The 12,763-nt window shown below is 74.5% G+C and carries 5 protein-coding genes; 1 reads left to right on the forward strand and 4 read right to left on the reverse strand.

Going from position 1 to position 12,763, the window contains the following annotated elements; genetic code table 11:
• Nucleotides 1-23: 23 nt before the first annotated feature.
• Complete coding sequence (locus AB0Q96_RS25965; RefSeq protein WP_365329441.1) at nt 24-5,324, reverse strand: trypsin-like peptidase domain-containing protein; 5,301 nt, start codon at nt 5,322-5,324, stop codon at nt 24-26.
• A 111-nt stretch (nt 5,325-5,435) separates the two neighbouring features.
• The gene (locus tag AB0Q96_RS25970) at nt 5,436-6,296 is read right to left on the reverse strand and encodes a DNA/RNA non-specific endonuclease (RefSeq protein ID WP_365329443.1); all 861 of its coding nucleotides are present in this window, start codon (nt 6,294-6,296) and stop codon (nt 5,436-5,438) included.
• A gap of 106 nt (nt 6,297-6,402) precedes the next feature.
• On the opposite strand from AB0Q96_RS25970, the gene AB0Q96_RS25975 reads away from it, so the two are divergent.
• A complete protein-coding gene (locus AB0Q96_RS25975) occupies nt 6,403-7,212 on the forward strand; it encodes a caspase family protein (protein WP_365329445.1) in 810 nt (269 codons plus the stop codon).
• A gap of 122 nt (nt 7,213-7,334) precedes the next feature.
• Here AB0Q96_RS25975 and AB0Q96_RS25980 read toward each other — a convergent pair whose 3' ends face one another.
• Both AB0Q96_RS25980 and AB0Q96_RS25985 read right to left on the reverse strand, forming a co-directional pair.
• Nucleotides 7,335-10,388: a LuxR C-terminal-related transcriptional regulator gene (locus AB0Q96_RS25980; protein ID WP_365329447.1), complete on the reverse strand. Its 3,054-nt coding sequence runs from the start codon at nt 10,386-10,388 to the stop codon at nt 7,335-7,337.
• A 227-nt stretch (nt 10,389-10,615) separates the two neighbouring features.
• Complete coding sequence (locus AB0Q96_RS25985; RefSeq protein ID WP_365329822.1) at nt 10,616-12,310, reverse strand: S8 family serine peptidase; 1,695 nt, start codon at nt 12,308-12,310, stop codon at nt 10,616-10,618.
• Nucleotides 12,311-12,763: the final 453 nt, after the last annotated feature.

Consider the following 12,763-nt stretch of genomic DNA (forward strand, 5'->3'; position numbering starts at 1 on the left):
TCCGCCTGTCCCGCCCGCGTGTGTCACGCCTGCTCGAAGAGGACGGCCTGGGCCGCCATGATCTCCTCGTACACGTCCGGCCGGCTCTCCCGCAGATGGGCGAGGACCCGGCTCATCTGGGTGCCGACGTTCACGAACGCCGTCGCCCTGCCCTGGAAGTCGACCTCCTCGATCCGTTTGGTGCCCCGGTGCAGCGCGACCACCGTCCAGCCGTCGTCGAGGACGGGCGAGCCGGAGGAGCCGCCGCGGGTGTCGGTGAAGTAGACGACGTCCTTCTCGTCGGCCTGGTAGACCAGGTTGTTGCGCAGCGCGACCCGCTTCGGCCGGCCGCCGGGGTGCTGGATGATGTTGACCGCGACCGGTTCGCTCGCGGCGGGGGCCAGCGGCACGGTCGACACCCGCAGGACCGGCCGCTTCGGCTGATCCGACGACAGCCGCATGATCGCGTAGTCCAGGGCCTCGTCCCAGGCGACCAGCGCGCCCGCGGTCGCCTCCTCGGTCTCCGTCTCGTCGGAGCCGTAGTCGAAGCGCGAGCGCGAGTTGCGCACCTGGAGCTGGAGGTCGTCGTCGGTGACCCGGGCCCGGGGGGTGCCGGGGGTGCGGGTGCGGGCGTTGACCACGTGGTGGTTGGTGACGAGCAGGCCGGGCGCGATGAGCCAGCCGGTGCCGGCATGCGGGTAGGCGGGCTGGAGCGGTGCCCCCGACTCGTACGGCGGGACGCTGATCCGGGCGACGGCGGCCCCGGCCTGGAAGCCGCCCTGGAGGAACTCGAAGGGGACCGTGTCGTCGCGGAAGACGATCTCCTCCTTGACCTCTCCGAACAGGTAGTCCCCGAGGAGTTCGGGTTCGCCGGACGCGTCGCGGGACACGTCGTCGAGGGCGCGCTGGAAGACGGCGACGGGTCCCGGCTGGGTGGTCAGGGTGAGGGCGTTGCGCAGCCAGACCTCCAGCGGGACCGTGCCGTCGATCAGGCGCTCCACCCGGTTGACGGTCCGCAGGTCGGAGCGGATCTGCTCGAACGGGGTCTTCCGCAGTGGCAGTCCGGCCCGGAAGTGCCGGGTGGTGCCGGCGAACAGCCGGGGCCGCAGCTCGGCGTCGGCCAGCCCGGCCTCGACGGCCGCGCTCTGCACCCGCAGCAGTTCGTCGTCGGTCAGGTACGGCACCGTCCGCCAGGCCGCCTGGGCGGAGTCGGGCGGCGGCGCGAGCCCGGCCTGGCCGCCGACTCCGGGACCGAAGCCGTGGGCGTGGCCCGGGGCGGGCACCGGGGTGCCGGCGTCCATGGCGGCGGCCACGCCGAGCAGCAGGTCGCCGCTGTGGTCGCGGAGGGCCAGCGCCCGCCGGGCGACGCTGTCCAGGCTGCCGTGGCGCAGGGCCTCGCGCAGGGCCTCCTCGATCCGGGCGTACGGCAGGGCGTGGACGGCGGAGGAGGCGCCGGGCACGGTGTGGACGCCGCTGACCCGCGCGGCGCGGGAGGGATCCGTGGCCGCGAGGTCCGCCCCGTCGTCCGCCCCGGCTCCGGCGGCGGCCGAGTCCAGGATGCGGGTGAGGGGTTCGCGCAGCTGCGGCTCGTCGGCCATCGCGGTGTCGATCCAGCGGGCCAGCGCGGCCACCACCGCCTCGTCGTCGCCGGGCAGCCCGACCAGCCGCAGGGTGTGCTCCAGGACGTGCGGGTCGACCCGCCCGGCGGAGGCGGCGGCGGCCCGGGCCAGGGCGGGCTGCTGGGCGAGCGCCTCGTCCGGGATCCCGCGCAGGGTGCGGGCGAGGCGCCGGTCGGTCTCGTCGGAGCCCTCGTCGGCGGCGACCGCGAGCCGGGAGCGGGCGACGAGGACGCCCATCGACTCGTACGGCAGGCCGAGGCCGGCCGCGAGGGACTCGGCCTCCTGGAGGGACCGGTCGGCGTCGACGAAGTCGCCGGTGTCCTGGGCGAGCCGGGCGGACAGCTGGAGCAGTTCGAGCCGGGTCTCCGCGCAGCCGGCCTCCTCCGCCCGGTCCACGGCCCGGTCGGCGCTGTCCCGGGCGTCCGCCGAGCGGCCCGAGCGGGCCAGCGTCTCGACGAGGAGGGCGTGCAGCCTGCTGCACGGGGTCCACGGCTGCCGCTCGGCGAGCCGTTCGGCGGCGGCCTCCACGTACCCCTGGGTGAGCAGGTCCTCGACCTCGCGGGCGGCGATCCGCTCCCAGTCCTCCTGGTCGGCCTCGGCCATGATCTGGTCGGGGACGTGGCCGCCGATCCGGGCCAGCAGGAAGGCCGCGGAGCGGGGCGACATGTCGTGGTCCGCGTCCACCAGGTAGCTCTCGACGCCGGGCTCCCAGCGCAGCTCGACGGTGCGCGGGTTCTCGCCGAGGCGCAGCCGGTGGTAGATCTCCTCGGCGCGCGCCGACGGTCCCTCGCGGGCCGCGTAGTAGGCGACGGCGCGGGTGTCGACGGCCCGCATCAGGTCGGTGCGGGCGCTGTCGGAGAGCCGCAGCATGATGGTGCGCAGGTCGGCGCGGTGCCGGATGGCCTGCGGTCCGGCCGACTCCATGAGGTCCAGCCGGGAGACGAGCCGGCCGAAGAGCAGGCCCGCCTCGGAGGCCGTGGCGACGGTGAGCCCGGCCGGTTCGGCGAGGACCTCGCGGACCAGCTCGGGGGTGATGACCCGCAGCGCGAGGCCGGCCTGCACCAGGGACCGGACGGAGTCGTCGGAGATGTGCTTGAGGATCCGGTCGTACAGGGTGCCCTGGATGAGCATCTGGTCGACCTTGTGGTGGAAGTACCTGCGCCTGGACGGCAGGGTGGTGAGCAGCTCGCCCAGGGACTCGGACTCCTCGCCGAGGACGACGGCCGTCCGGGCGGCCAGCTTCAGGCTGAGGGGATGGCCGCCGACGCGGTCGTACAGGTTCCTGGCGACGTCCTCGTCGTCGACGCCCGAGGACATCAGCAGCTCCACGGCGGCCGGTTCGTCGAGTTCGCCGAGGGCCATGGTGCGCGGCGTCATCACCTTGGCGGGGTGGTCGATGGGGGCCCGCCCGGCGACGACGAAGCGCAGCCGGGGGTAGGCGGCGCGCAGCGCGGTCCACACCGCCCACATGCGGGACATCACCGGGGAGCCGCGGTACTGGGCCTGCTCGAAGGAGTCCAGCGCGACCAGCAGCGGCGGGGCCATCGCCCCGGCCGGGGTGGCGACGGCCCGTGCGACGAGCTCGGCGAGCTCGCGGGCCAGCTCCTGCTCGTGGGCGGAGGCGCGGGCGTGGAATCCGGCCGAGTAGTCGCGGCCGAGGGTGGCCCGGGTCGCGGAGAGCTGGTACAGCTCGTCGAGCTGGTCGCGTTCGCCGCGCTGCGCGGCGGCCGTCTCGCCGCACCGGTCGGCGAGCGCGTCGAACGCCTCCCGGTGGGCGGGGTACTGGATGCCGAGCTGCCGGGCGGCCTCGGCGATCACCGTGGCCGGCTCGTGGATGGAGAGCGTGGGGCGTTCGAAGTCGATGTAGGCGAAGGGGAATCCCTCGGGCGCGGACTCGCGCAGGCTGTCCAGGAGGAACTTGGCGAGCAGGGTGCTCTTGCCGATGCCGCCGATGCCGTGGATGAGTACGGGGGGCTCGGCCGGCTCGGCGGGCAGCGCGAGATAGGAGCGGAGCGCGTCGAGTTCGCGGATCCGGCCGTGGAAGGTGCCCTCGGCCAGGAGCCGCATCGGCTGGAGCAGCCGGGCCCGTTCGAGCCGCCGCTGGACGTCCTCGGCGTCCGGCAGCAGGCCCTCCGTGCCGGGCACGTGGCGCAGCCACAGCACGGCCTGCAGCAGGTCGGACAGCTCCTCGACGGTGGGCTCGACGGCGGCCGGCGGGGCGCCCGACAGCAGGGCGGCGGCGGCGCGTTCGACGCGCGGGCCCTCGGGGAGCGCGTCCAGGTCGGCGGCGTCGAGGGCGGCCCGTGCCGCGGCGGGACCGGTGAAGCCCTTCAGGGTCGCCTCCCGGACCTCCGGGGTGAGCACCCAGCGCAGGGCGTGCTGGGAGGCGGCGAGGGCGGTGCAGTCGTCGACGAGTTCGGCGACGGCCCGGCCGGTGGCCCGCTCCTCGCCGGGCAGCCGCAGCCGCGCGGGGTCGAAGTCGTCCAGCAGACAGGCCGCCTCGCGGTAGGCGCGGCGCGGCTCGGACAGGGTGGGGACGGCCGGTGCGGCGGGGGTGCGCAGCGCGCGGCGGAGCGGGCCCGTGGCCTCACGGCCGGGGGCGAGCGCCAGATAGGTCCGCACGGTCTCCTCGACGGCCGTGCAGACCCGGCGCATGTAGCTGTCGACGGGGTCGGCGGCCTCGACGGCCCGCAGCACCTCGGCGACGGTGCTCTCCACCAGACCCGGCCGCAGCCCCTCGTCCGGCGGGGTCGGCGACTCCCGGAAGAACTGCTCGAAGAACGCGCGCAGATCGTCCGCGTCGGCCGCCCGCGAGGTGTCCCGGACCTCGTTCTTGCGGATGTCGTACGGGAGCTGGCGCATCGCGGAGGAGTAGCCGAGCAGGACGAGCCGGGGCACGGTCTGGGCGCGGACCGGGGTGTGCTCGTAGATCGCGAGGGCCAGTTTGCCGATGCAGTCCCAGACGTCGGAGTTCGGGTCGAGCGCGTCGCACTCGTCGAGGACCAGCCAGTAGCGTTCCTCGGCGGCGGTGGCGCGGCTGACGATGCGGTGCACTGCGTCGTCGATCGAGGGCAGTGGATCGTTCAACTGTGTGGGGTTCAACGGAACTCCGTCGGCGCCCGGCTCCGCCACGAACTCGTCGAGCCGCCCCACCAGCCGCGCCGCCGTGGTGGTCCGCGACAGCGTCACCCGCACCGGACGGAACCCGCAGTGCTGCCCCAGGTGGCGGATCAGGTGGTACGTGTACGAGCGCCCGGTGTCCGGCTCGCCGTCCACCACCAGGACCGTCTGCTCGGGATCGGCGACGAACTGGCGCAGCGTCTCGCGCAGCTCGGCCCGGTCGATGAAGACCGCCGTGCCGTCCCGCAGCACCACCGTCGAGAACGGGTCGCGCTCGGAGTGCGCGACCTCCTCGTCCTCCCGCAGCCGCCCCAGCAGCGACCGCAGCTCGGTACCCCGCCCCGCCGCGTCCTTGGCGTCGAGACGGTCCAGCGAGTCGAGCCGCGCCAGCGTGGCCAGCAGCCTCCGCTGGTGCCCGATGTCCTTGCGCGCGGCCCCCACGATCCGGCGCGCGTTCTCGTCCCGGTCGGGGGTGAGCGGCAGGTCGGATACGAAGATCCTGCTCAGGGCGGAGCGCAGCAGCCCTCTCCGCGGGTCCGGGTTGTCGAGAAGGTGGTCCCGCACCCAGCTGGTGACGAGGCCCCACTCCGTCTCGGTGAGAGGCATGGCCCACCCGTCCGCCGTCCTTGCGCCGAATGAGGACGGACTTCCCTGCCATCCTCTCCCCGGGCCCGCAGCGCCGCAATCGCTGCCGGACCCGGGGCGCGCGCGGCGCGCTCAGCCCTGCATCGCGATGTCCTCGAAGCTCTCCAGCCGGCGCCAGCGCTCCTCCGGCGCCCGCGTCGGCGGCATCAGGTCCACGTCCGGCAGCGGCCCGAACTCCAGCTCCGTGATCTCCGCGACGTCCGAGACCGGGACCTGGTACGTGCGGTACGGCCCCAGCGGCGGCGGCGCGCCCGCCGTCGCCCCGGCCAGCGCCCGCTCGGCGTCCTTGCTGAGGTCGGGGCTCTGGTCGAGCACGTACGCCGTCGACGCCAGCGCCCCGTCCTGCATGAAGGCGACCACCTTCCAGAACCGCAGCGGCACCTGGATGCCCCGGTAGGGCGGGTCCGCGTCCTGCAGCACCGGCCCGGTGAGCACCACCAGCTTCCGGTCGTACTCGGCCGCGTGCTCCAGGAGGTAGTTCTCCAGGCCCTGCCACAGCTGCTTGCCCTGGTTGAAGACGTCGACCTGCGGGGCCGCGTTGGTGAAGTGGAAGGTGTCGGCGTTCGCCGTGTCCGCCACGCCCGCCGCGCCCCACACCGGGTCGAGCCGCCGCACCAGGTGTCCGCGGTCCAGGCTGTTGTTGCGGTAGACGTCGTCGCCGGTCTGCTCGTCGTGCGGCAGCCGCGGGTCGAAGTTCCAGACGTCCTCGCGTGGCACGTCCTCCAGCAGCTGGGCGCCCTCGATGCAGACGCCGGTCGACGCGGCGAGCCGCCGGTCGGGCCGGAAGACGACGGTGAAGTGCGTGTACGGCAGGAGCACGGTCCGCACGGACTCGCGCACCGGCAGGGGCAGGGGCACCACGGGACCGAGGAAGGTCTCGTCGTACCCGGCGCGGTCGGAGAACTGGTCGTGCCGGGAATCGCTCGGGTTCATACGATGTAAGTACCGCGCGGGAGAGGGCCGCCCACGGCACCGGACCCGCAGGCACTCGAACAGACGCCCCCGGTGCCCCCCTCACCCCGCCCAAGGAGGCACCACCATGCCCACCGGCCTTTCACTGCACGTCGGACTGAACAGTGTCGACCCCGACCGCTACGACGGCTGGGACGGCACCCTCGTGGCCTGTGAGAACGACGCCCGCGACATGGCGAGGATCGCCACCGCCGCCGGCTTCGCCCCCACCGTGCTGCTCACCAAGGAAGGCACCGTCGACGGCATCACCGCCGCACTGCGCGACGCGGCGGGCAAGCTGTCGGACGGCGACGTCCTGCTCTTCAGCTACTCCGGCCACGGCGGCCAGGTCCCGGACGTGACCGGCGGGGACCACGAACCCGACCGGCGCGACGAGACCCTGGTCTTCTACGACCGCCAGTTCCTCGACGACGAGGTCCACCAGGAGTTCCTGCGCTTCGACGAGGGCGTACGCATCGTCACCTTCTTCGACTGCTGCCACAGCGGCAGCAGCATCGAACTGCCGGGCGCCGCCGAGGTCGCGGGGCGCTACGTCCCCGAGCCCCAGCAGATCGCGCTCTACGAACGCGACCGGGACTTCTACGACGGCCTCCAGCGCTCGCTCGCCGCCTCCGCGGCGGCCGAGGGCGACGGACAGGGACCCCCGGTGATCCTCGTCTCCGCCTGCCAGGACAACCAGGTCGCCGCCGACGGAGACGTCAACGGCGCCTTCACCGAGGCACTCCTCGACGTCTGGCACGACGGCGCCTTCCACGGCGACTACCGCACCTTCCACAAGGCGATCCAGGCCAAGCTGCCGCCCACCCAGAGCCCCAACCTGTACACGACCGGCGCACCCACGGAGGCATTCCTCGGTCAGAAACCCCTCACGGTCTGAACACGTCCCCGACGCCGGTCCGGCGGTCCGACGCTCCCCGGCCGGTCCGCCCGACCGGCGTCCCGACGCCCGTCCGCCGTCCGGGCGCCCGCCGTCCGGGTGCCCGGCGCTCCGCCCAGGGCTCAGGGCCTGAGCGCGGTCGCCAACTGGGCGCGCGAGCGCACGTCCAGCTTCTGGTAGATGCGGGTCAGCCGCGCCTCGACCGTCTTCACGCTCAGATACAGCTTCGCCGCCGCCTCCTGGTTGCTGGCCCCCTGCCCGACCAGCCGGGCCAGCCGCAGCTCCGCCTCGGTCAGCACGGACAGCGCGGGCAGCGCCTCCTCACCCACCGGACCCTCACCCGCCGGTCCGGCCGGCGTCTCGCTCGTCAGCACCAGCCACGGCACCGCCCCGGCCCGCTCGAACACCACCGCGGCCTCCTGCAGCGCGCTCGCCGCCGCGGACCTGCGCCGGCGCTTGCGCTCGACCCGGGCCAGGGCGACCAGCGCCCGGCCCCGCTCCAACGGCAGCCCCGCCCGCGCGAAGCGCCCCGCCGTACCGGCGAGCAGCTCCGCCGCCTCGTCGGTGCGGCCCTCCGCCGCCAGGCACAGCGCGTACGCCCGGTCGCAGCCGAGCAGCACCGAGGTGCGCCCCAGCCGCTGCGCCACCGGCCGCACCTCCGCGAGGACCGCGGTGGCCTCGTCGACGGCGTCGTGCGCGAGCAGCGCCTCCGCCAGCTCCTCGTGCCAGCGCAGCATCGACGGGTCGACCGTGGACTGCGCGCGCTCGTTCGCCTCGACCCGGCGCAGCGTCTCCAGCGCGGCGGCGACGTCCCCGTTGACCAGCTGGACCCGGCCCAGCGCGTACAGACTGCGGGACAGGAAGACCCGGTCGCCCTCCTCCTCCGAGGCCTGCACGCTGCGCCGGGCGTAGCTCGCCGCCCGGCCGAAGCTGCCGCCCGCGGTCTCCGCGAGCGCGAGGGCGTACCACGCGGGCCCGGGGGACAGACCCGCCTCCAGGGTGAGCCCGAGCGACTGGCCCGCGTGCGCCAGGGCCGCCGAGCAGGGCCCCAGCCGGGACTCGATCTCGGCGAGGGTGCTCAACAGCTCGATGGCGTCCTCGACGGAACCCCGCCGCTGCACCAGCGGCAGCAGCGCGTTCAACTGGTCGCGGGCGTCCACCAGACGCCCGTCGAACAGGGCGTGACGGATCGTCAGGATCTGGGCGGCGTTGCGGATCCCGGACGGCCGCTCGGCCGTCTCCAGGGCCCTGGCCTGCGCGAGCACCGCGTCCGCGTCCGAGGAGCCGAGCGCCCGCTCCATCCGGGCCTGTACGGTCAGGGCCTGCGCCGCCGTGCGCGGATCGCCCATCGAGGCGGCCAGCGCGGCCGACTCCACCGCCGCCGCCCGCGAACGCAGCGGATCGCCGTCCGCCAGCACGTACTTGACGGCCAGGCGCAGCTGCACCGCCGCCCGCAGCGCGGTGTCGCCCTCGGAGTCCTCCATGGCGTGGACGTACATCTCGTCGAGCCCGGTCAGGCCCTGTCCCGCCGTGTCCAGGACGGCGAGCCGGGCCCGCACCCGGTCGGCGGGCACCGCGTCGCGGGCCAGCAGGTCCGTCGCGGCCCGCATGGCCAGATCGGCGCGGGCCGCCCGGGCGGCCTCCTCGGCGGCGTCGACGAGCCGGGCGATCCGCCGCGGACCGTACTGGCCGGGCGTCGACTCGGCCGCCAGCAGGGCGAGTTCGGCGGCCAGCGCCCGGTTGCCGCGCCCCCGGGCCAGGTCCGCCGCCGCGCCGACCTCGGCGGCCAGCTCCTCGTCCGGCGCGTCGGTGGCGAGCGCCCGGTGCCGTACCGCCTCGACGGGATCGTCCACGACCTGCGCCAACGCCGCGTGCCCCGCGCTGCGTTCGGCCCAGCAGGCGTCGTGCACCAGCGTCGACGGCAGCAGCCCCGCCGTGAACGCGACGGTGCCGTCCTCGGCGAGCGACACCAGCCCGGCCCGCTCGGCCGCCGCGAGGTCGGCCTCCGCGTTGGGCCGTCCCGCCCGGCGGACCAGCGCCGCCGAGGGGCGCAGCGCGAGCGCCGCCAGGAGCAGGGTCTCGCGCACGTCCTGCGGCGCGGTGCCGAGGAGTTGCCGGGCCAGGTCACGGGCCCGGCCGGACAGGGTCAGCGCCTCGGCGTGGTGCACCGGGGTGCGGGCGTCGGCGAGCGAGCGGCCCACGGCGAGCGCGAGGCGCGGATTGCCGCCGCTGGCCTTGTGGATGCGCCCGGCCATCCGGGACGGCAGCCGGTGGTGGATGAGGAGCTCGGCGATCTCGTCGGCGTGCAGCGGCGGCACGAGCAGCACGTCCGCCTCGGACGGCACCCACAGATGCGTGTCGTGCGGGTCCTGCGTGCCGTACGCCTCGTACGCCTCCGGCGTCTCCACGGAGACCACCCGCAGCGCGGGCGGGGCCAGGTGCAGGGCGAAGCGGAGCAGGTCGGCGCTGTCGGGGTCGATGTGCTGCACACCGTCGACGACGAGCAGCGCGGGGCCGCACGCGGTGAGCGCCCGCAGGATCCGGGCGATCCCGAGCCGCAGGGCGATCGGGTCCCAGCCGCCCTCGTGCAGCGGGGCCTCGCGGCAGAGCATGGCCACCGCGGTCCGCTGCGGACCCGGCAGCGCGTCGAAGACCCCGGCGGCGGAGACGCCGAACGGACCGGGCGCGGCGGCCGGGGGGCCGGACGGCGCGGTGTCGTACGCGGGCGTGGAGCGGTACGCGGGGACGGCGGCGTCGAGGGCCGGACGCCGGGGCTCCGGGAACGCCGGGTCCTCGTCCTTGGCGCCCGGCGCGCGGTGCGGGATTCCGGACGCGCCGTGCGCGGCGCCCGCCGGTGCGGCCGGGGGCGTACCCGGGGGCGCACCCGTCGGGGTGTCCGGTACGGGCGGGGCGGCGGGCCAGGTGACGGTGGCCGCGACCGAGGCCAGCAGGGCGGCCGCGGTCGCGCCGGGTATGTCCCGGTCGGCGGGGAGCGTGGCCAGCCACAGCACGGTCTCGCCGCGCGCCGCCGCGCGCGCCGCCGCGGCCAGGGCGACCTCGGTCTTGCCGACCCCGGCCGGCCCGGTGAGCAGTGCGCGGCCCCGCGACTGCAGCACGCGTTCGAGGCGGGCGAGGAGTTCCTCCCGGCCGACGGGCGCCGGGGGCGCTGTCGTCATGCTTCCACCACCCTCCGGCCCTCGGGGCCCGGCCCATGAGCCCCATGGGGCAGAGAATACGGAGCCTGTCGCCCCAGTCCAGGCCCTGTGTCCGGCATACGGACGGCGGGCGTCGGCCGACGGTCCGTCACGGGCACCAGGAAGCGCCCGTGGTGTAGACCACGAGCGCTTCGCTGACCAGCGGTGATGCTGATGTGGGGGGTGGTTCTGACGGGAAGCCGGCCGATCTAGAAGGTCAGGCTCCACGAGTCGATGTAGCCGGTGTCACCCGAGGCCACATCCCGGACCTGCAGCTTCCAGGTGCCGTTGGCGACCTCGCTGGACGCGTCGACCGTGTAGGTCGCGAGCACGTTGTCCGCGCTGTCGGACGAGGAGGACGCCTTCAGGTTGCGCACCGTGCCGTCGGGGGCGACCAGGTCGACGACCAGGTCCCCGCGCCAGGTGTGCTTGATGTCCACGCCGACCTTGAGGGCGGCCGGCGCGTTGCCGGTGCGGCCGGTGACGGCGATCGAGGAGGACACGGTGGCGTTGTCCACGATGGTGACGTCGGTCGCGTTGGTGAAGACGGTGCCGGCGGGCGGGGTGGTGGTGACCGCGTCGACCGTCTTGGCGGCGTCGGCGATGCCGGTGCCGCAGCCGCCGGTGCAGGTGCCGGGCAGCGGGCGGGCGTTGGCCTTGATCGCGGACTCGATGTCGGCCGGCGTCAGGGTCGACTTGGCGGACTTCAGGAGCGCGGCGAGACCGGCGATGTGCGGGGCCGCCATCGAGGTGCCCTGGTAGGGCTTGTAGGTCTCGGCCGACTGGACGGTGGCGCCGGAGTTCAGCGTGGAGTAGATGCCGTTCTCGGGCGTGGTGACGGTGCCGGGGGTGTCGGTCGCGCGACGGGTCTCGCCGCCCGGGGCCGCCACGTCCACGATCGTGCCGAAGTTGGAGTAGAAGGACCGGTTGCCCTCACGGCTGGTCGCCGCCACGGTGATGACGTTCGAGCAGTTCGCCGGGGTGAAGCCGGACGCGTTGGCGTTGCTGTTGCCCGCGGCGACGACGACGGTGGTGCCGCGCGAGACGGCGCCGTTGATCGCGTTCTGGTAGACGCTCGGGCAGGTGGCGCTGGCGCCGCCCAGGCTCATGTTGATGACCTTGGCCGGGGTCGGGTTGGCCGGGACGCCCGGCACGGTGCCGCCGGAGGCCCAGGTGATCGCGTCGGCGATGTCGGAGGACGAGCCGCCGCACTTGCCGAGCACACGCACGGGCTGGATCTTCGCGTTGTACGCGATGCCCGCGATGCCCTTGGTGTTGTTGGTGACCGCGGCGATGGTGCCGGCCACGTGGGTGCCGTGCCAGGAGGAGTTGGATGCCTTGGAGCCGGTGCCGCACTCGCCGTCCGTGGCGTTCCAGTCGCCCTCGTCCTTCGAGTCCGCGTCACGGCCGTTGCCGTCGCGGGCGTCGGCGGAGGTCGAGATGAAGTCGTAGCCGGGGACGACGTTGGACGCCACGTCCGAGTGGGCGGCGTAGCCGGTGTCGATGACGGCGACGGTGACGCCCGAACCGGTCGTCTTGTCCCAGGCGGTCGGCACGTTCATGCCGCCGGTGGGCTCGAAGAGGTCCCACTGCTTGGCGTAGTCGGTGTCGTCGGGGGTGACCGCCATGGCGTACGCGCGGATGTCCGGCTCCACGGAGGCGACCTGCGGGTCGGCGCGGAACGCGTCCATGACCTCGGCGACGTCCTGCTTGGAGGCGGAACCGCCCAGGTCGACCAGGGCCGCGCCGCCGGCCAGGCGGCGCTCGAAGGAGAGCTTCTCGCCGGTCTTGGCGGCCTTGTCGGCCGTGTCGCTCTTGGCGGCGGTGTTGGAACCCGCCTCGGCGGACGAGGACTTGTAGGTCACGATGACCTTGTCGACCGGGGCGCTGGGCAGCGCGGCCATCGACTGGGAGGCCGGGACGGGCTTCGGGGTGGCAGCGGCCGGGACGGCGGCGAACGCCCCGGTGGTGGTGGCAGCGGCGCCGAGGATCGCGGCGCTCGCGACGACCACGGATATGACTCTCCGCCTGGAACCGTTCAAGGTGTGGCCCTTTCGAGTACGACGTGAGTGGAGCAGTGGCGGCGGCGCGGGATCCGCGGGGCGAAGTGGGGTCGCGTCCGTCGTCTCCCTGGGCGTGGGGGCCCGTGCGCCGCCACCGACGCGACGGCCCGGGTCAAGGCCGTCCCCGGTGGACATCACTGAGCCCTTCTCATGCACCTGACAGGTGGAGAGGGGTGGAGGGGATCCGCCGGTGCGGCAGACAGTAGGGAAATCCGAGGTGAACCCGATACGGGGAAAACCCTTGTCACCCCTCGGGGGAGGGAGGGGGAGGGGTGGGGAAACCGCCCCATGAGA

It is taken from the genome of Streptomyces sp. NPDC093111, assembly GCF_040683955.1.
Lineage (GTDB): Bacteria > Actinomycetota > Actinomycetes > Streptomycetales > Streptomycetaceae > Streptomyces.